Origin of the sequence: Stenotrophomonas forensis, from assembly GCF_028752115.1 — a bacterium.
Lineage (GTDB): Bacteria > Pseudomonadota > Gammaproteobacteria > Xanthomonadales > Xanthomonadaceae > Stenotrophomonas > Stenotrophomonas forensis.
In genome coordinates this window covers 3,090,312-3,111,495 of sequence record NZ_CP082270.1, presented here as the reverse complement: position 1 = coordinate 3,111,495, position 21,184 = coordinate 3,090,312, and the positions used below count along the sequence as shown (strand labels likewise).

The window sequence follows — 21,184 nt, the reverse complement described above, 5'->3', positions numbered from 1 at the left end:
AATGTTTGCAATGGACTTGATTGCTCCCCTGCGAACCTTCGCAAAAGTGGCCGAGGTCGGCTCGTTCGCCGCCGCTGCCGAGGTGCTGGACCTGTCCCCACAGGTGGTCGGCAAGCACGTCCAGGCGCTGGAGCAGCACCTGGGCGTGCGCCTGCTCAACCGCACCACGCGCAAGCAGAGCCTGACCGACTTCGGTCAGGCCTTCCTGGCGCGGGCGCGGGTGATCCTGGAAGAGGTGGAGGGCGCCGAGCAGCTGGCCGAGGTGGCACGCGGACGGCCGATGGGGCGTCTGCGCATCAGCGCACCGGTGACCTTCGGCGTGCATGCGCTGGGCCCGGCGCTGGTGGCCTACATGCAGGCGTATCCAGACGTGCAGGTCGATCTGAACCTGTCCAACAGCCTGGTCAACATCGTCGAAGACGGCTACGACCTGGTGTTCCGCACCGGTGACCTGGCCGACAGTGGATTGGTGGCGCGACGGCTCGGGCCGTATCCGCTGGTGCTGTGCGCCTCGCCGGACTATCTGGCTTCGCGCCCGGCCATTACCCATCCCAATGACCTGAGCCGTCACGAGTGCCTGGGCTTCGCGCATTCGATCATCCGCACCCGCTGGAGCTTCCGCGATGCCGAGGGCAGCGTGCTGGCCGTGCCGGTGTCCAGCCGCTTCATGGTCAATCAGGCCGAGCCACTGCTGACTGCGGCCGTCGGTGGGCTGGGGCTGATCCTGCAGCCCTACGAAATGCTCTCGTCGGCGCTCGCACGCGGTGATCTGGTGGAAGTGCTGCCGACGTTCGAGCCGGTGTCGACCTGGATCCATCTGCTGTACCCGCGCGACCGCCAGGTGACGCCCAAGCTGCGCAGCTTAGTGGATTTCTGCGTGGCGCGGTTCAGCGAGCAGAGCATGGCGCGGCGGTAGCGCGGCCATCGGTCAGCATTGTTCCTGTCTACTGTGAAGGATCATGCCCTCACGCCGCTTCAGGACCGCAACGTGTTGTGCGCTTTCCAGCCAACGCGCGCAGTGGATGGCAGCGCATCGAAGCATTCAACGTTACCGTTGATGTGTTGCGGCAGATTCCCAGGCGTGGATGCGGCGGGCCGATCCATCATCTAGGATGCGTCCAGGGACACCCGCAAAGGAACTGTAATGAGGGCTTTTGGACGCCTGTTTCTCTGCAATGCGCTGGCCTGCGTGGTCCTGGTGACCGCCTCGGCTTCTCCGGTAGTTGGCGCAAGTTCTTTCGAGCATGTGCATCCACGTGCGCAGAATGCCATCGATGACTGGCTTGCGGCCTTCAATGCGGGCAGCCTCGAGGGGCTGCAGGCATTCGCCGACAGATATGCGAAGCAGGAGGGCAGCACTCCCAAGGACTATCTCGACTTTCGCGAGAGCACAGGCCCGCTGAGCGTTCTGGAAACACTCGAGAGCACGTCCAGCCAGGCGAAGCTGTTGGTGATGGGCCAGGTGAACGAGCGTGTGATGCGGGTGACGGCCGTCATGGATCCGGCCAATCCTGCGCACGTGAAGCAGTTCCAGATTGAGGGCGCTGAAACGCCGGACAAGTACAAGCCAGCTCGGGTGGCTTTGCCTGTCCTGATGGCCGATGCCGCGGCAAAACTCGAGGCGCTGCGGGCGCGGGACGCGCTGTCGGGGGCGTTGCAGGTGGTACAGAACGGCAAGGTGCTGCTGGACTGGCGCGGTGGCGATTCTGATCGCACCGCTGGCATCCCAGTGGGCGTGGATACGCAGTTCCGCCTTGCGTCCTCCAACAAGATGTTCACCGCAGTGGCCATCCTGCAGCTGGTGCAGGATGGCAAGCTCAGTCTCGATGACACGATCGGAAAGCACCTGCCGGACTATCCGAACAAGGCCGTCGCCAACAACGTGACCGTACGTCATTTGCTCTCACATACCAGTGGCCTGGGTGATTTCTTCGGCGATGATTTCGAACAGTATTCTGCGTCGCTGAAGACGCTGGATGACTACGTGCAGCGCTTTGCCAAGGATGCGCCGCAGTTCGCGCCTGGCAGCCAGGACAGCTACTCGAACTATGGCTTCATCGTACTGGGGCGCATCATCGAAGCGGTTTCAGGGCAGTCGTACTACGTCTATGTGCAGGACCACATCCTGCGCCCGGCCGGTATGACCGGCACCGGCTTCGAGCCGGAAACAGTGAGCGTTCCGCAGCGTGCCGTCGCCTACACGAAGAAGGATGGGCAATGGCTCCGTGAAACGAAGTCGCTGCCCTGGCGTGGCATGTCAGCCGGTGGTGGCTACAGCACGGTGAGCGACATGGTGGCGTTTGCCGAGGCATTGCGTAGTGGAAAGCTGGTCTCACCTGTATTGCTGCAACGGGCCACCACGGCGCAGAATCACAAGGGCTGGTACGGATTCGGCTTCGTGGTGCAGGGCGAGGGCAGGGAACACCAGTACGGCCACGAAGGCGGTGCGCCCGGATCGAACAGTGCCATCGTGGTGCTGCCCGCGCAGGGCTGTGTGATCGTTGGCCTGGCCAATGTCGATCCGGATGCGATCGGCAACGTGGTCAACTACATCGCGCGAAGAGTGCCGCTGTAGGCCCGAGCGACTGTGCTGCAGCGATGTTGACGCTGGGGCGGGTGGCGGACCAGAATCGGTTCATGAGCCGATTCCTTCCCGTGGTATGTCTGGTCGCCAGCATGGTGCTCCTGCTGCGCGGAATGCAGGTGATACTCAAGGGTGTCGCGGTGATGGCCAACGAAGGTGCCAGCGCTGCGTATGCACAAGGCTACCTGCATGGACAAGCGGTAGCCGGGTGGATGTTGATTGCTGCAGCAGCAGCCTGTGCGCTCATTGCCTGGCAGAGGGTGCGCGCGAAGAAGTGAGAGACGGCCGCATCAGCGCGGTGCCCGCACCATCTTCGTCATCAGGTGTTCGACCACACCGGCCGGGTCCGCCGTGCGACCCACGTGCGTGCTCGACATCTGCACGATCGAGCTGCGCTTGGCGGTGAGGAAATGGAAGCGCGCGCGTGCCGGCAGCTGCGCGATCGGCCCGGCGCTGGCGTCGCCGCGGCAGATGGCCACGATCGCATCCAGCCACGGCTGCAGCGCATCCTGGTCCAGTGCCGGCGCGAACGCGTGCAGGCGTGCCGGATCGATCTCGATGGCTGCTTCCAGATGGCGCGCGCCGGGGCAGGAGACGATCACTCCGACGTTTATGAACTCTTCGCGTTCCACCCGCGGCACCACGCGGATGACCGCATAGTCATACGTGTGCAGCGTGGGCACGGATGGCCTCCTGCACGAACACCGCACGCACTTTCAGGCGGTGCTTGAGATAGTCGATGTAGCCCTGGCGATAGGCCTGAGGACTGTCGAACGCCGGCTCGTTGACCAGCCAGCTGTCCGGCACCAGGCCGACGATGCGCTCGATCTCGGCATCGGTCAGGCGGGCGGCCAGTTCGGCATCCACCTCGGCGATGCGGCTGGCGAACGACAGCAGCACGTGGTCGCGGATCAGTACGAAGGGCTTCTCGCAGGCGTCGCCGGCATTGGCCCAGTCGTGATGGAAGTACATGGCCGCACCGTGGTCGATCAGGTACAGCTTTCGATGCCACACCATCAGGTTGGGATTGCGCGTGGTGCGATCGACATTGCTGGTGAACGCATCGAACCAGACAATGCGCGAGGCCAGGTCGGCATCCACGGGCATTGCCGCCGGATCGTAGTTGATCGCGCCGGGCAGGTAGTCCAGGCCCAGGTTCAGGCCCTCGCTGGCACGGATCAACTCCTGAATTTCCGGGTCCGGCTCGGTGCGGGCGAATTCGCGGTCCAGTTCCACGAACAGGATCTCTGGAATCGGCAGGCCCAGCGTGCGCGCCATCTCGCCGGCAATCAGCTCGGCGATCAGCGCCTTCGGTCCCTGGCCAGCACCACGGAACTTCAGCACGGCCATGCCGTCGTCGTCGGTCTCGACCACGGCCGGCAGGGAGCCACCTTCCCGTAAAGGGGTGATGTAGCGGAGGGCATGTACGGTGCGCATGGGCGCATTCTAGCGTGGCGCCGCGGGAGACGCGCCGCAGCGGAACGACGCGCCAGCTTAATGAACGGGCACCGCGCGAATCGCCTTGTACGGGCCGCCGGCAATCTTCACTTCTTCCTTCCGCGCGCAGTGGCAGCATTCGTTCCAACGGAGCAACACGCCCGCGTGTGACCTTCAACAGGAGGCCGTCATGCCGCTACAGTGCAGCTGTCACGCTTCACCCTGCATGCAACGCAACGCGTGGTGTTGACCTTGGCCTGACACGGTCACGGCACCGGCACGGATGGCCGCCCCCGCAGCTGCAGACACCGTTCACACCTCGCGCCCCCGGCGTTGCCCGGTGGGTCCTGCGATCCAGAGAGTTGCGCCCCGAGATGAATCCCTGCGTTGCCGCCGGCAGTGGCAACGTGGGCGGCCGCCGAATCCATGATGTCCCCACAGGCTTTGGAGGTGCACCGATGAGCGACGAATTCAATCCCATGTTGCCGCCCCTGGACGATGCCAAGGTCGAGGAAATGATCGGCAAGCTGGTGCTGGTCGGTGTCACCCGCTATGGCGGTGATGGCCAGGTGCAGGGGCTGGAGCAGTACGCGGGTACGGTGCTGCGCATCAGCGCTGACGAAGGCGTGGTGCTGGCCGACGAGAACGATGGCCACGAGCGCTACCTGCCGCCGATGCTCGACCAGTACCTGCCCGCCGAACCGGGCGAGTACCGCATGCGCAACAGCGGCATGATCGTGGTCGACCCGGACTACCTGGCCACCTGGGACCTGCACGCCCAGCAGTAGTGCCAGGCCACGCCTGGCAGGTGCCGGCAGTTCCCCGGCACCTCCCGGCGCTGCACTTTGCCCCATCCGGCCACTAGTCCTTCCGGCCCATTCACTACAGCCCTTGCGGTGCTAGATTCGGGCCCTTGCCCGTCCTCGGGCGCCCATTCACACCCCAGGGGATAAGGATGCTGATCCGTCGAACCTCTCTGGCGGCGGCCATTGCCGTTGCCACCGTCGGCCTGCTGGCCGCTGGCCCGGCGCTTGCCGACTACGCGAAGCCGCCGGAACACCTGCTCAAGGTGCTGAAGGCACCGCCGCCGCCGGCACCGAACGTGGCACCGGGTGGCCAGCGCCTGCTGCTGACCACCGCGCAGACCTATCCGTCGATCAGCCGCGTGGCCCAGCCCTATCTGAAGCTGGCCGGCGTGCGCCTGGAGCCGAAGAACCGCAGCCGCCATGACACCCCTGGCGGCTACGGCATTCCAGCCTGCGTGGCCGACTTCACCCTGGTCGATATCGGCAGCGGCAAGGAAACCAAGGTGAACCTGCCGCAGGGCTGCGCCACCGGCGCGCTGTGGTCCGCCGATGGCAGCCACTTCGCCTTCCAGAACGCGGTCGACACCAACGTGCAGCTGTGGGTCGGTGATGCCGCCACTGGCCAGGTGAAGCAGGTGCCGAACGTGCAGCTGAACCCGATCTTCGGCAACACCGTGCAGTGGCTGGGCGGCAGCCAGAACCTGCTGGTGAAGCTGGTGCCGGCCAATCAGGGCCCGGCGCCGTCCAATGGCGGCGTGCCGACCGGCCCGGACGCGCAGGAGTCGCTGGGAAGCAGCGGCGAGAGCAGCACCTATGAAGCGCGCGACACGCTGACCAGCGTGCATGACGAAAAGCTGTTCGCCTACTACGGCGCCTCGCAGCTGGCGGTGGTCGATACTGCGGCTGGCAGCGTGCGCCCGGTCGGGCAGCCGGCGCTGTTCAACGAGGTCAGCGCCGCACCCGATGGCGTGCATGTGCTGACCGAGTCGATCAAGGCCCCGTATTCGCATGCGGTGACCTACCAGCGCTTCGCCAACGACGTGGCGGTGCTGGACATCGCCAGCGGCAAGACCACCGCGATCGCCAGCCTGCCGCTGGCCGATCGTGTGCCGGTGCACGGCGTGCCGGAAGGCCCGCGCGGTTTCGACTGGCGCGCCACCGATCCGGCCACCCTGGTCTATGCCGAAGCGCTGGACAAGGGCGACTGGAAGGTCAACGTGCCGCACCGTGATCGCGTGCTGATGCTGAAGGCCCCGTTCAACGGCAAGCCGACCGAAATCACCCGCACTGCGCAGCGCTTCGAAGGCTTCGCGTGGACCGCCGATCCGGCCGTGGCCTTCCAGTACGAGAACGACGAGAACCGCCACTGGATGCAGACCCGCATCGTCGACGTGGACCAGCCGAAGAAGGAAGGGCGCCTGCTGTGGGACATGTCCAGCGATGAGCTGTACGGCAACCCCGGGAACCTGGTCTTCACCCGCCTGCCGAATGGCGCGCCGGTCGTGCGTCGTGAAGGCAACCATGTATTCCTCAGTGGCCGTGGTGCTTCACCGCAGGGTGACCGCCCGTTCCTCGACCGCCTGGACCTGGGCACGCTGAAGAGCGAGCGCCTGTTCCGCAGCAGTGCCGATGCCTACGAGCAGTTCCTCGGTTTCAGCGCCACGCCGGGCCGCTACCTGACCTGGCACCAGTCGGTGATCGATCCGCCGAACGCTTTCATCCGCCAGCAGGGTGAGGCGGTAGCCGATGCGAAGGCCGGCGAGGCGCAGTTCGCCTCCAGCGCCACTGCGTTGACCAAACTCGTCGATCCGACCCCGGAAGTGCGCCAGATCAAGAAGCAGCTGGTGACCTACAAGCGTGCCGATGGCGTGGACCTGTCGTTCACCCTGTACACGCCGCCGGGTTACAAGGAAGGACAGCGCGTGCCGGCGATCCTGTACGCCTATCCGGCCGACTTCGCCAACGCCGCGCAGGCTGGCCAGGTGTCCGGTTCGCAGCAGACCTTCACCCGCCTGCAGCCGTACCGCCTGATGCTGCTGGCCGGCTACGCGATCATCGACAACGCCTCGTTCCCGATCGTGGGCGACCCGAAGAATGCCTATGACACCTACCTGGAGCAGCTGGAAGCCGACGCCAAGGCGGCGGTGGACAAGGCAGTGGACATGGGTGTGGTTGACCGCAACCGCATCGGCGTGACCGGTCACAGCCATGGTGGCCTGATGACCGCCAACCTGATCGCGCACACCAATCTTTTCAAGGCGGGCGTGGCCACCAGTGGTTCGTACAACAAGACCTTCACCCCGTTCGGCTTCCAGAACGAGCGTCGCTCGGTATGGCAGGCGCAGGACGTGTACCTGAAGGCCTCGCCGTTCTTCTATGCCGACAAGATCAAGCTGCCGCTGCTGCTGGTGCACGGCGAGGATGACGCCAACCCGGGTACCGAACCGTTCCAGTCGCGCAAGCTGTACCAGGCGATCCGTGGCAACGGCGGTACCACCCGCCTGGTGATGCTGCCGAACGAACCGCACTGGTACACCGCGCTGGAATCGAACGAGCAGCTGGTGGCGGAAATGCTGAACTGGTTCGACACCTACGTGAAGAACGCCAAGTGAGATGCAGCAGGGCCGCCCCGGGGCGGCCCTGCTGCTGGCTGCCGCGTGGCGGGGATGGGGAGTAACCGGCGAAGAGGGAGCGTCGATCAGGCGGGTATCACGCAGTCTTGACATCCGCGGGAGGCCCATCCGATGATCGGGCCGGGGAAAACGCATTCAGGGATGACATGCACCAGGGGACGGTAGCCAGTCAGGGCGTCGCGCGCGAGCGCGTGGTTCACGCCCAGCCAGATCTGGCGTTGCGGGGGCTGGTGCTGCTTGCGCAGTTCCATGGCATTGCTGCGGATGCGGAGCAGCTGGCGCATGCGCATGGACGCAACGGCGAAGCATTTGACGAGACGACCCTGCTGCTGGCCGCCCGCCGGTTGGGCCTCAAGGCCCGGATCTCAGCGACGCCGCAGCGGCGCCTTTCCAGGGTCACGCTGCCGGCGCTGGCGTTGGCGGGCGCGCATCCTTTCATCATTGCGCGGATCGACGCCGATCAGGTGCTCATCCACGACCTGGCCGAAAAGCGGCCGCGAACGCTCACGCTGGACGAACTGGGGCAGCGCTATGCAGGACGCCTGCTGCAGGTGACCTCGCGCGCCTCGGTGCTGGGCGAACTGGCAAGATTCGATTTCAGCTGGTTCATCCCGGCAGTCATCAAGTACCGGCGCTTGCTGGTCGAAGTGCTGATCGTCTCGTTCTTCATCCAGATGTTTGCCCTGGTAACACCGCTGTTCTACCAGGTAGTGATGGACAAGGTGCTGGTGCACCGGGGGCTCACCACGCTGGATGTGATTGCCATCGGCCTGGTTTCGATGGCGGTGTTCGACGTGGTGCTGTCAGGCCTGCGTACGTACGTCTTCTCACACACCAGCAGCAAGATCGATGTCGAACTCGGCGCGCGCCTGTTCCGGCATGTGCTTGCGCTTCCGTTGGCGTACTTCGAGTCACGCCGCGTGGGCGACACCATCGCCCGCGTGCGGGAACTGGAAAACATCCGCAGTTTCCTCACCGGGCAGGCGTTGACCTCGGTGCTGGACCTGTTCTTCACGGTTGTCTTCCTTGCCGTGATGTTCCACTACAGCGGCTGGCTGACCCTGATCGTGGCGCTTTCGCTTCCGGTGTATGCACTGATTTCGGCATTGGTGACGCCTGTACTTCGCAGGCGCCTGAATGACAAGTTCCAGCGTGGCGCCGACAACCAGGCGTTTCTGGTGGAGACCGTCAGCGGCATCGGAACGGTCAAGGCCATGGCGGTGGACCCGAGGGTGACCCGCACGTGGGACAGCCAGTTGGCGGGATACGTCAGCGCAGGCTTCAACGTCACCCGCATCGCCACGCTCGGCCAGCAGAGCGTGCAGCTTGTGCAGAAGCTGGTGGCCGTTGCGATCCTGTTCTGGGGCGCGAAGCTGGTCATCGAAGGCAAGTTGAGCCTGGGTCAGTTGATTGCCTTCAACATGCTGTCCGGCCAGGTGGCGGCGCCGATCATCCGCCTGGCTCAGCTTTGGCAGGACTTCCAGCAGGTCGGGATCTCGGTCGAACGACTGGGCGATATCCTCAATACGCGCACTGAGCTGCCGGGAAGCCGGATGGCATTGCCTCCGATCCAGGGCCGGATCACGTTCGAACGCGTCGGGTTCCGCTATCGTCCAGACGCTGGGGCCGTGCTTGCTGATATCGAACTGGATGTCCGGCCCGGCGAAGTGGTTGGTATCGTCGGGCGCTCAGGCTCGGGCAAGAGCACGCTGACCAAGCTGGTGCAGCGCCTGTATTCGCCGGAACAGGGCAGGGTGCTGATCGATGGACACGATCTGGCGTTGGCCGATCCGGCATGGTTGCGGCGACAACTCGGCGTGGTCCTGCAGGAGAATTTCCTGTTCAACCGCTCGGTGCGCGAGAACATCGCGCTGGGCGAGCCTGGCATGCCGCTGGAACGAGTAATCCAGGCCGCCACGCTTGCCGGCGCGCACGAGTTCATCATCGAGTTGCCCGAGGGCTATGACACCAAGGTGGGTGAGCATGGCACGGGGCTTTCCGGTGGACAGCGCCAGCGCATCGCTATCGCCCGGGCGCTGATCACCGATCCGCGCATCCTGATATTTGACGAGGCCACCAGCGCCCTGGACTACGAGTCCGAGCACGCCGTGATGTCGAACATGCGTGCGATATGCAAGGGCCGCACTGTACTGATCATCGCGCACCGGCTGTCTACGGTGCGCCACGCCAACCGCATCGTGGTAGTAGAGAAGGGGCGGATCGTCGAGGTTGGTGCACATGAGGAACTGATGCGCCGGCCGGAGGGCTTCTATGTGCGCCTGCATCGGCTGCAGGCGGGTGCGGCATGAAGCATCGGTTGCAGGCTGCAGGCGATTTCCTGCGACGATATGGGCGCGTGGCCGGTGCAGCCTGGAAGGCACGGGCGCAGATGGAGGCGCCACAGCGAACGGCAGATGAGCGTGACTTCCTGCCCGCCCACCTGGAGTTGATCGAGACCCCCATTTCGCCAACGTCACGCTGGAGCATGCGGATCATCATCGCGCTGTTCTGCGTGGCGCTGTTATGGGCATGCATTGGCCAGCTGGACATCGTAGCGGTGGCTCCGGGCAAGACTGTCGTCAACTCACGGACCAAGGTGGTACAGCCGGCCGAGACTGCGGTGGTGCGTCGCATACTGGTGCGCGACGGGCAGGCGGTGAAAGCGGGTGAACTGCTGATCGAGCTGGAGGGGGCGGGCACCGGGGCGGAGCTCGCCCAGGCTGACGAAGCGCTGACCAATGCACGGTTGGCGGCGCTGAGGCTTGATGCATTGCTGGTGGCCTTCGACACGGGCAACGTGCCGCAGCTGCCTCTGGACAGCAGGCTGCCTGCGCAGCGGCTGGCGGACGAACAGGTGCTCGTGCGCAGCCAGTTCGACGCATTCCAGGCCCGGCGCAATGGCTTGCAGGCCGGCATCCAACAGCGCCAGGCAGAGCTTCACACCACCGAGGGCCTGATCCAGCCGCTGAGCGATTCGGCGCAGATCGCACGCACCCGTGCGGCGGACTATGCGCGCCTGGTGGAGGGCAACTACGTAGGGCGGCATGACTATCTGCTGCGCGAACAGGAACGCATCGCCGCCGAGCGGGACCTGGCCACGCAGCGCAATCGGGTGCAGGAGCTGCGCTCGGCACTGCTGGCGGCACGGGAAGAACTGCGCGTGCTGGTCACCGATACCCGGCAACAGGCCCTTGATGAACTGCGCAAGGCCCAGGAGCAGATCGGGCAGATGGGGCCGGAAGTGGCCAAGACCGGTCAGCGCAACCGTCAGATGACGTTGCGCGCGCCAGTGGACGGAACGGTGCAGCAGCTGACCGTACACACCGTGGGCGGGGTGGTGACGCCGGCACAGCCGCTGTTGGTGGTGGTGCCCAGTGGTGATGGCATGGAAGTGGAGGCAACGCTGCTCAACAAGGATATCGGCTTCGTACGGCCGGGCCAGGCGGTCACCATCAAGATCGACAGTTTCCCCTACACACGTTACGGCTATCTCACCGGTACCGTCGTGAGCGTCTCCCATGATGCGGCACAGGATGAGCAACTGGGCCTGGTGTTTCCTGCACGCATCCGCCTGGACAGTTCCGAGCTGGATATAGGCGGCGTCAAAGTGAGGATGAGTGCTGGCATGAGCCTGTCCGCAGAAATCAAGACGGGGCGGCGGCGGGTCATCGACTATCTGCTCAGCCCTCTTCAGCAGCACGCGCAGGAATCGCTGCGTGAACGCTGAGCGCGATCCTGCAGTGGCTGGCAGGTGGCTGGCAAGCGTGTGCCGGCTGCGGTTCGGCCTGCTGCTGTGCTTGTCGATGTCGGCGATGCTGGTGGGGTGCGGGTCCGACAGGAAAGAGCCAGAGGCCGCACGGCTGCAGGGACGCATTGGTGGAGTCGCGCTGGAGGTGCCCAGAGAGGATGTGTGGATATGGGAGCAGGACCGGGACGCGCGCGCCGACCCCTCGTCAAGCTGCGGGGCACCGTTGCGCAGCGTTTCCATCCAGCTGCGTTGGCCGGAGATGGTGCCGCGCAACGCACAGACCCGGGAGGACTACGACCGGCATCACTCTGCGGGGAACGGCGATTCGAACTGGATTGACATCGGCCTGAACCAGGCAGGCGAGGGCGAGAACATCACGCTGCGGCAGATTCGTGACTGGGGACTGTACCGCCTCCACCATCAAAGACTGCCCGCCGAGGTCACATTCGAGTTCGGTCGTGACGCCGCCCTTGGACTGGAGATGGCCATACCGGCGTTGCCGGAGAGCCGGAGCTTCAACTGGAACAGGGTCACCTATACCGACAGCCTGGACCCGGCACGCGCACCCACCGTCCTGATCCGCTGCATGACCGGGCCGCAATACGCACCTCCGCAGTGGACGCCACTGTGCGAGGCCTCGCTTGAGCAGCCTGGGCTGCTGAACGTACGCACCACCGTTGTTTATCGTCAGAACCTGTTGCCGCATTGGCGGAAGATCGAGTCGGATGTCCAGGCCTATCTGAAACGCATCAGGTCCCATTGCCCTACACACCGGAACGTGAAGGAGATTGAACATGGTTGAAACGATGACCGCCGAACAGCGTGCAATGGCGCGGGCGATGCTCGACAGCGGCAAGATCGAGGAGGTGTATCAGTTCATCGCCGGATTCGGGCATCGCTATGCCCGGCTGGCCAGTGGCGTGGCCGTGGGCAACATGTTCTCCGGTCTGACCGCACTGGAGTTTCTGGAGGAAACCGCAAAAGATCATGGAGTTCCGGTAGACGATGCAAAAATCCAGGCCGTGCGCGCGGGCATGGCCCGGGGTCTCCTGGATATGCTTGACCAGATCGCCAATGCGGCCGGTGATGTTGTCCGTGAGATTACCGCCGACGAAGCATGGACCTTCCACAATCGCATCTTCACCGAGCTCAATCTGCCGGTCGATTCCTGGACGTTGAATACGCCGTTCAAGCTGCTGGACGAACAGGAGCGTGCCGCCATCTGGGACTCGATGCTCGACAGCAACGGTCGTCTGCCATGGGACACCAAGGCCGGCATCGAACTGCTGGTCGAGGTGGTCAAGAACGCAGAGCACGATCCGCAGGGCGCCGGCACATGGTTCCTGCGCCTGGGGGCGAACGAGGATGTGTACTCGGCATGGCTGGCGCGGTTGAGCACCGAAATGCTGGAGGACGGCTCCGGATGGGTTGCCCGCCCCTTGGATCCCTTCCTGTTCTTCACCGGCGCGCTGATGCTGGATGCCCAGGACGGGGAGTTCAACAAGGACCAGATCCGCGAATTCCTCAATGCCCTGCCCGAGGTGCTGAAGCTGTCGGTCAAGCAAGGGAGCGGACTGACCGCCTATGGCTCGCTGCAGGGTGATGCCATCGACGGTACCGATGAGGCCGACGTCCTCTTCGGCCAGGATGGCGCAGACGTGCTCTCTGGCCTGGCCGGCAACGATGTGATCGACGGCGGTACCGGCAACGATACCCTGAACGGCGGCGCCGGCAATGACGCACTGTTCGGTGGCGCGGGCAACGATACGCTCGACGGCGGTACCGGCAGCGACCAGTTGCACGGCGGTCTGGGTTTTGACACCTACACCATTGGTACTGGCCTGGCCGGCGATCTGGATACGATCGTCGATACCGACGGCAACGGTACCGTGATCATCAACGGCAACGGCGCCTGGGCCAACGGACTCATCGCGACGTCAGCCACCACCTGGGAGAGCGCCGATGGCCAGATCAAGGTCAGCCACTCGGTCGCCAACGGTTCGAAGCTGATCATCCGCAGTGGCACCGACACCGGCAGCGTGATGGTCGACGGCTGGAGCCAGGGCCACCTGGGCATCACGCTGCCCGAGTTCAAGCCCGGCCAGGGAGGCACGGGAGGCACCGGGCTGGCTGATTTCCTCAATCCCTTCGTGAACAGCGTGCCCAGCGCTGCGGTCAACCTGTCCGGTGGCAATGGCCGCGACATGATCTGGGGAACCGCGTTCGGCAGTGGTGACACCCTGGACGGTGGTGAAGGCAGTGACATCATCAACGGTCGCGGTGGCGCCGACATCATCACCGGCGGCGTCGGCCACGACTTCATCTCCGGCCTGGGATCGGGGACGATCGCGCATGGCGGAGAGGGCAATGATGTCCTCAACGCACAGTGGAACTTCGGCTTTGATGTGCGCACGAATTCACGTGTACCGATTACCGAATCCGGCATCTGGCGCGACGTGGAGGCCTTCTTCAGCTGGAGCGCGATGCAGAGGCTGGGACGCCGCGATGATGGCAGCCTGGCCATCGGCTTCGACTATGGCCTGTCGGGCATGTTCGATTTCAGTGGCGCCTCGGTGGCGCCAGGCTGGACGTTCAGATTCCGGCGCCTGGACAATGATACCTACACCCTGGTCTACAGCAGCGCCACCGAGCCGGATGGCATCGCGCTGGGCCAGGGAAGGATCACCACGGAGGGCGGCTCCGGCATCACCTACACCAGCGGTGTGAGCCTGTTTGGCGAAGACGGCAACGACCAGCTCGGTGGCAGCAGTGCAGCGGATTACCTCGATGGGGGAGATGGTGACGATGCGATCAGTGGAGAAGGCGGCCACGATGTGATCCTGGCCGGGGCCGGCAACGACCAGGTGGCCGGCGGTGATGGCAACGACAGCATCGACGGCGGTGCCGGCAACGACGAGATGTGGGGGGAAGGTGGAAATGACCTGATCGACGGTGGAGACGGTGATGATCTGATCTGGGGTGACTACTACCCGCAATCCGGAATCGTTGGCGGCGGCAACGACATCCTGCGGGGTGGCGCCGGCAATGACCAGCTGTCCGGCCAGGCTGGCGATGATCTGCTGTCCGGCGGCATTGGCAACGATCTTCTGGTTGGCGGTACCGGCAATGATCGCCTGATGGGCGAAGACGGTGACGATGAGCTGCAGGGCGAAGACGGTGACGACACCCTTGACGGCGGCAATGGCGCCGACCGGCTGTTCGGGCAGGATGGCAATGATGTTCTGCTGGGAGGCGAGGGCGCCGATCATCTGGAAGGTGGCGATGGCAATGATCATCTCGATGGTGGCGCCGGCAAGGATGTGCTGATCGGCGGCGAAGGCGATGACACGCTCATGGGTGGCGAGGGCGACGACGAACTGTGGGGTGGGACTGGCAAGGACACACTGTCCGGTGGCGAGGGCGCCGACACCCTGCGCGGTGAAGCGGGCGACGATGTGCTTGCCGGCGGTGCGGGCAACGACATGTTGATGGGCGGCGATGGGCGCGACACGCTCGACGGCGGCGATGGCGACGACGAGCTGCAGGGTGGCGCCGGCAATGATTCCCTGAACGGCGGCAACGGCGCTGATCGTCTGTTTGGTGAGGATGGCAACGACAGCCTGTATGGCGGCGCCGGTGATGACGTCCTGGCCGGCGATGGCGGTGCCGGCAGTTCCGGTGCGGCTGGCAATGACTATCTCGACGGCGGAGCTGGCAACGACGTGCTGTTCGGGCAGGGCGGGCACGACGAGCTCAATGGCGGAGCCGGCGATGACAGATTGTACGGTGATGAAGACAATGGCCCGGGAGGCAACGATACGCTGCGCGGTGGCGCAGGCAATGACCTGCTGTCCGGCGGCGCCGGCGACGACATCCTGGATGGCGGCACCGGCAATGACGTGCTCTACGGTGGCACCGGCAACAACCAGTACCACTTCGAAGCGGGGTTTGGTATCGATCATGTCTACCTGCAGGAGGGCAATCCGGGTAGTGATCGCATCACCTTCGGTTCAAGCATCAACCAGGCCGACCTGCACTACGAGGCGTACGGGCTGGATCTGATCATCCGCCACATCAACGGCGCTGATACGGTGGTGGTGCACAACTACTTTGCATCCACCGGAGCGGGCGGGATCGCAGTGGGCGGCACCGACGTCACCGATCGCGGCCGCCTGGAGGAACAACTGGAGCTGCCGTCGCTTGTCTTCGGTACCGGCGGTGATGACAGCATGCTGGGCACCAGCGGCGATGACAGTCTGTATGGCGCCGACGGCAACGATACGCTGATGGGCCTGGAGGGCAACGACCGGCTGTTCGGGGGCGGCGGCGATGACCTGCTGATCGGTGGTTTTGGCCATGACGTGCTCGACGGCGGCGCCGGCAACGACATCTATCACTACGACTTCGGTCATGGCTACGACCGCATCATCAATCTGGGCAGCGCCGAGGCGGGCACGGACATCATCCGAATCGGCCCTGGGCTGACTCGGGCGATGATCAACAACGTCCAGATCTCCGGCGATGACCTGATGCTCGCCTTCTTCACCGGCGCGGGGTTCCAGTCACTGAGCCTGGATGGATTCCTTGCCGGGAGCAATCGCAGCCACATCATCGAATTCGACGATGGCACGTGGATGAGCGCCGAGGACTTCGTCGAGACGGCGCGCAGCTGGAACGGTACCGACGGTGACGATACATACACGGCGACCGATGAAGGCAACAACCTGCGTGCCGGTGCCGGCAACGATATCGTCCATGGCCAGGGGGGCAATGATCGAATCTTCGGCGGCGAAGGCGACGATCAGCTGTTCGGTGGCGACGGCAACGATGTGATCTACGGCGATGGCGGCGCGGACGTGCTTGATGGCGGCGCCGGTGACGACATGCTGTATGCCAACGAGTTCGGCGACGGTAGTCCCGATATCCTGCGCGGTGGCGCAGGCAATGATCGCTACTACATCAGCACCGGCTACCAGTACGGCAGCTCCCCGGACACGGTCATTGAACTGGAAGGTGAAGGCGTGGACACCGTCTTTGCCGAGTCCTTCTCGTACACCTTGACGGCCAATGTCGAGAATCTGGTGGGCGTGTTCAACAGCAGTACTTGGCATTGGCAGAATCCGTCCTATCCCGGTTGGATCGTGCACATTCCCCGCAGCTTGGTCGGCAATGATCTGGACAACATCATCCAGTTCGGCAAGCCGTCGTACATGGGCAGCCATAGTGGACGTTATTACGTGCTTGACGGTGGTGCCGGCAATGACACGCTGATCGGAACCGAGGCCAACGAAACCTATGTGGTCGACAGCCTTGGCGATGTGATCATCGAAGGTGACTGGGGCTCTGACAACCGCTTCTCCATTGATACGGTGCGTGCCAGCCTGTCCTATTCGATCGCCAATCTGGTCAACATCGAGAACCTCGAGCTGGTTGGCAGTGGCGATTGGGCAGGTTGGGGCAATGCGGGCAACAACACGCTCAACGGCCGCACGTCGATGGGTGCCAACCACCTGTACGGTGGGATGGGCGATGATCGCTACATCATCAGTGCCAACGATACGGTGGTGGAGCTGGCCGGCGAGGGCAACGATACCGTGGTGATTGACGCCATCGAGGATGGCGCGCCACAGAACCAGTGGTTCGATGTCGCCAATTTCGCAAATATCGAGAACCTGGAGCTGGGCAACAACCTGGTGCCTGATGGACGCGGCGCGGGCACCATCAACGGTGGCGCGTTCCATGCGAATCTGCGCGGCGATGCCGGTGACAACGTCCTGACCGGAAACGGGTTCAGCAACGAGATCCGCGGTGGCGGAGGCAACGATACTCTCAAAGGCGGCGATCGTGAGCCGAACACGGTCTACAAGGCCAGCCGGGACTACCTGTACGGTGAAGAGGGCAATGATCTGCTGATCGCAGGCCAGGGCGGTGCGGACCTGCATGGCGGTACCGGCGATGACGTGCTCAGGGGCGGTTATGGCGACGACGATTTCCACTACGGAATAGGCGATGGTCGCGATACGGTGGATTCCTGGGCCGGCGCCGGCCGCGACCGTGTGGTGTTTGGCGCAGGGATCGACCCGGACCACGTCACCTTCAGTCGCAGCGGTCTGGACCTGATCGTGCAGGTCGGCAGCGATCCGAATGATCAGCTTACGGTCAGCAGCTACTGGTATGAGGAGGGCGACAGGCTGGTGGTGCGTGGGGTGATCGACCACTTCCTGTTCGCCGACGGCACCGTGCGCCGCGGCGATCTGCACCAGCTGCCGTACACCAATAAGCCTCCGGTCACGCTGATCCCGTTCGTCGAGTTCGAGGCCATCGGTGAGACCGCCTTCTCGGCGAAGATTCCCTCGGGCATGTTCCAGGATGAGGCACAGGACACGCTGACCTATTCGCTGAGTGAGAACGCGCCAGCCTGGCTGGTCATCGATCCGCTCACCGGCGAGCTTACGGGCACACCGCCCAATGGCGGTGCGGATCTTTCGCTGGACATCATCGCCGCCGACAGCTGGGGGCAGCGCACCACGGCCTGGCTGACGGTGAATGTACGCAACGTGCTGCGGGGTACCGACGGCGCGGATGTACTTGCCGGCACCCAGTTCCGCGATGATCTGCATGGCGGCGCGGGCAATGATGTATTGAGTGGTGCAGGTGCCGGTGATCGCCTGTATGGCGGTGAGGGCGACGATATCTATGTGGTGAGCGACCCGAGCCAGCAGGTGATCGAACTGGCCGGCGGCGGTGACGACACTGTTCGCAGTGGCAGCCATCGCTACGTGCTGGGCGAGAATGTCGAGCGGCTCGAGCTGCTGGACGGTGCGTATGAGGGGACCGGCAACCAGGGCAACAATACGTTGATCGGCAATCAGGGCGACAACAGGCTTGATGGCGCCGCCGGGGAAGATCGCCTGGTCGGCGGTGGCGGCGATGATACCTACGTGGTCGACAGTGCCGGCGACGTTGTCATCGAGGTGGCCGGCGAAGGCATCGATACCGTGGAGTCGGCGCTGGACTGGCAGCTGGGCGACCATCTGGAGAACCTGGTGCTGACCGGCTCCGGCAACCTGAGCGGGGTTGGCAACAGCCTGGACAACGAGCTGTATGGCAATGATGGCAACAATCGGCTCGAAGGCGGCCTGGGTGCTGATCGTCTGTACGGTGGCCTGGGCGATGATCTGTACATCATCGAGTCGGCCCAGGATCGCGTGTTCGAGGACGAAGGCGGCGGCCTGGATACCATCGAGCGCCGCTTCGAGACGAACCTGATCCTGGCCGACAATGTCGAGAACCTGATCCTGGCCAACGGCATTGTGTCCGGCAACGGCAACGCGTTGGACAATGTCATCAATGGCAACGCTGCGGCAAACAAGCTGAGCGGCATGGACGGCAACGACACCCTTGTCGGTGGTGATGGCGATGACCAGCTATGGGGCGGCAGCGGTGACGATGTCCTGCGCGGTGACAATGGTGCGGACTATCTTGACGGCGGCAGCGGTGCTGATCAGATGAGTGGTGGCGCAGGCAATGACATCTACATCGTGGACAATACGGCGGACACGATCATCGAGCTTGCCGGCGGTGGCACTGACCAGGTGCAGTCTTCGGCTTCCTACACGCTGTCGGCGGATCTGGAGAACCTGTTCCTGACCGGAAGTGCTGACATCAACGGGACCGGCAACGCGCTGGGCAACTACCTGGCGGGCAACAGCGGCAGCAACACGCTCAACGGAGGAGGCGGCAACGACACGCTCAGTGGTGGGGGCGGCAACGATACCCTGCTGGGCGGAGCTGGCAATGACGCCTATCTGGTCGATGCGAACTCGGGCAGCGATGTGGTCGACAATACCGGTGGCGGCAACGATACGGTGTTCTTCCAGAACGGCGTCACCCGGGAGCGGCTGAGCTTCTCCCGCGAGGGGGATGACCTGTTGATCCGGATCGACCAGGCAGCCACGCCGGCGGTGCGCGTGCGCAATCACTTCCTCGGCGGGGACTGGGCCATCGATCAGGTTCAGCCTGACGGAGGCAGTTCACTCAGCGCGGCCCAGATCAATCAGCTGGTGAGTGGCGGCAGTGGGGGCGGATTCGACAAGACCATCACCGGCACCTCGGCGGGAGAGCAGTTGGTGGGCACTGCCGGCAAGGACCTGATCGAGGGACTGGGGGGCGATGACACGCTGTTCGGCATGGCAGGCGACGACACGCTGCGCGGAGGCGATGGCAATGATCAGCTTGCAGGCGGCAACGGCAGCGCTGCGGGCTCCGGCAACGACCGGCTCGAGGGCGGGGCAGGCAACGATACCCTGCGCGGCCAGGACGGCAACAACGTGCTTGTGGGTGGCAGTGGCGATGACCAGTACATCCATGGCGGCGGAAACGATGTGATCGACAATACGGGGGGCGGCGTCGACTGGCTGTTCTTCCAGAACGGCATTACCACCGGACAGCTTGCTTTCACCCGCGAAGGTGACAATCTGGTGATCGTTGTGAACGGAAACGCCAACCAGCGCGTCACGGTGACCAATCACTTCCTCGGCGGTGACTGGGCGCTCGACTACCTGCAGGCTGCCACCGGCAATGCGCTCAACACCGCGGCCATCAATGCGCTGGTCAGCAACGGCGGCGGTGACGGCGGAGGTACGCCGGGCGCCGGAAACGATGCCGACTACCCGTCCAAGATCAACGGTACGGCGAACGCCGAGCAGTTGGTCGGTACCAGCGGGCGTGACCTGATCAAGGGCCTTGCCGGCGACGACAAGTTGTTCGGAATGGGGGGCGATGACAAGCTGGAAGGCGGCGATGGCAATGATTACCTGTCCGGTGGCAACGGCAGCTTCAGCGGATCAGGCAAGGACATCCTGATCGGTGGCGCCGGCGATGACCAGCTGGTGGGCGAAGATGGCGATGACATGCTCATCGGCGGAGTGGGCAACGACACCTATTTCTACCGGGCCGGATCGGGCGCCGATACGGTGGACAACACCGGCGGTGGTACCGACTGGTTGTACTTCGATGGCATTGATCGCAGCCGCCTGAGTTATCACCGTGACGGCGATGATCTGGTCGTCAGGGTGGATGGCAGCGCCGGGCAGCAGATGCGTGTGCTTCGTCATTTCCAGGGTGGGCAGTACGCCATCGCTTTCGTGCAGCCTGGCGATGGTGGCTACGCCATCACCGCCGATCAGATTGCCAGTCAGTTGACACCGATGACGGCACTTCGCACCAGCATGACGTCTGACGCTGCGCCTGCGCCGGAGGGAATGTCGCTGGAGGCCGAGCTGCAGCATCTGGTAGGGGCCATGGGCGCGTTCCGGGCAGGTGCTGCCACCGGGCTCGTTGGCGATGTACCTGTGCAGCTGGCCGATGTCGACCCATCCCTGTGGGCGGGTGCACTGCACCGTCAGGAGGCGCGCGCCACACTTGTGCCGGGCTGATCCGGCCTGCGCATGAGGTGGCATGCCCGCAACGGTTCCGGCAGCAGGGGCCGTTGCGGGCGGGTTGAGTCGATGAGCTTCGGCCGGCGGGGCATTGGCCGAACGGTAACACCAGGTAACAGCCTGCCTGGATTGGGTAACAAAGGGTGATCCGGGCACCGACAGCGGCCGCCACTGGGCTACCCTGTAGTTCCAGCGTAAGTTGTAGGGCGCACCGATGAAGGTTGTGGTTCTTGCTGCATTACTGATGGTGGCGCAGGCGCCTGCGATACACGCCCAGGCCCTGCCTGCCGAGCTGGCCCAGCTGGGGATCATCGCCGGCATGCCTTACGCCAAGGCCAAGCGCCTGCTCGATGCGGCCGGCTGGCAGGCCCAGCCGATGCAGGGCGCGCCGGAATCGCTGGAAGGCTTTCCGGAAGTCGGATGCCAGAAGGGCGGAAAAGAGTGCGTCACGACCTTCGAAAAGGGCGATCAGCAGGTCGCGGTGCGGCTGGGCACTACCCTGGCAGGGCAGCCGTTCGTGCAGGGCGCTGACTGAG

12 protein-coding genes are annotated in these 21,184 nt (G+C 64.2%); 10 read left to right on the top strand and 2 right to left on the bottom strand.

Going from position 1 to position 21,184, the window contains the following annotated elements; translation table 11 throughout:
- The first annotated feature begins 10 nt into the window (after window positions 1-10).
- The 3 genes from K5L94_RS14465 (at window position 11) to K5L94_RS14455 (ending at window position 2,862) form a co-directional block, all read left to right on the top strand.
- On the top strand, window positions 11-916 hold the full coding sequence (locus K5L94_RS14465; RefSeq protein WP_274510735.1) for a LysR family transcriptional regulator: 906 nt from the start codon (window positions 11-13) through the stop codon (window positions 914-916).
- A gap of 228 nt (window positions 917-1,144) precedes the next feature.
- Window positions 1,145-2,575 (top strand): serine hydrolase domain-containing protein, encoded by a 1,431-nt coding sequence (locus K5L94_RS14460; protein ID WP_425507569.1) that lies wholly within the window; start codon window positions 1,145-1,147, stop codon window positions 2,573-2,575.
- Between the two features lie 62 nt (window positions 2,576-2,637).
- A complete protein-coding gene (locus tag K5L94_RS14455; protein ID WP_148564983.1) occupies window positions 2,638-2,862 on the top strand; it encodes a hypothetical protein in 225 nt (74 codons plus the stop codon).
- Window positions 2,863-2,874: 12 nt separating this feature from the next.
- Here K5L94_RS14455 and K5L94_RS14450 read toward each other — a convergent pair whose 3' ends face one another.
- Both K5L94_RS14450 and K5L94_RS14445 read right to left on the bottom strand, forming a co-directional pair.
- On the bottom strand, window positions 2,875-3,267 hold the full coding sequence (locus K5L94_RS14450; RefSeq protein WP_180880181.1) for a DUF3037 domain-containing protein: 393 nt from the start codon (window positions 3,265-3,267) through the stop codon (window positions 2,875-2,877).
- Window positions 3,245-4,021, bottom strand: coding sequence for a HipA family kinase (locus tag K5L94_RS14445; protein ID WP_021202746.1), 777 nt, complete (start codon window positions 4,019-4,021; stop codon window positions 3,245-3,247). Before K5L94_RS14445 ends, K5L94_RS14450 begins: the two co-directional genes overlap by 23 nt.
- Window positions 4,022-4,479: 458 nt before the next feature.
- Here K5L94_RS14445 and K5L94_RS14440 point away from each other — a divergent pair, with 458 nt between their 5' ends.
- The 7 genes from K5L94_RS14440 to K5L94_RS14410 all read left to right on the top strand — a co-directional run bounded on the left by K5L94_RS14440 (window position 4,480) and on the right by K5L94_RS14410 (window position 21,183).
- The gene (locus K5L94_RS14440) at window positions 4,480-4,809 is read left to right on the top strand and encodes a hypothetical protein (protein ID WP_053511310.1); all 330 of its coding nucleotides are present in this window, start codon (window positions 4,480-4,482) and stop codon (window positions 4,807-4,809) included.
- Window positions 4,810-4,976: 167 nt separating this feature from the next.
- Window positions 4,977-7,439, top strand: coding sequence for a S9 family peptidase (locus K5L94_RS14435; RefSeq protein WP_274510733.1), 2,463 nt, complete (start codon window positions 4,977-4,979; stop codon window positions 7,437-7,439).
- A gap of 167 nt (window positions 7,440-7,606) precedes the next feature.
- Window positions 7,607-9,769, top strand: a complete 2,163-nt coding sequence (locus K5L94_RS14430) for a type I secretion system permease/ATPase (RefSeq protein WP_274510732.1) — start codon at window positions 7,607-7,609, stop codon at window positions 9,767-9,769.
- Window positions 9,766-11,187: an HlyD family type I secretion periplasmic adaptor subunit gene (locus K5L94_RS14425; RefSeq protein WP_337999985.1), complete on the top strand. Its 1,422-nt coding sequence runs from the start codon at window positions 9,766-9,768 to the stop codon at window positions 11,185-11,187. Before K5L94_RS14430 ends, K5L94_RS14425 begins: the two co-directional genes overlap by 4 nt.
- A complete protein-coding gene (locus K5L94_RS14420; RefSeq protein WP_274510730.1) occupies window positions 11,177-12,010 on the top strand; it encodes a hypothetical protein in 834 nt (277 codons plus the stop codon). The genes K5L94_RS14425 and K5L94_RS14420 overlap by 11 nt, the downstream gene beginning before the upstream one ends.
- Window positions 12,003-20,645, top strand: coding sequence for a putative Ig domain-containing protein (locus K5L94_RS14415; RefSeq protein WP_274510729.1), 8,643 nt, complete (start codon window positions 12,003-12,005; stop codon window positions 20,643-20,645). Before K5L94_RS14420 ends, K5L94_RS14415 begins: the two co-directional genes overlap by 8 nt.
- A 217-nt stretch (window positions 20,646-20,862) precedes the next feature.
- A complete protein-coding gene (locus K5L94_RS14410; protein WP_053450199.1) occupies window positions 20,863-21,183 on the top strand; it encodes a hypothetical protein in 321 nt (106 codons plus the stop codon).
- Window position 21,184: the final 1 nt, after the last annotated feature.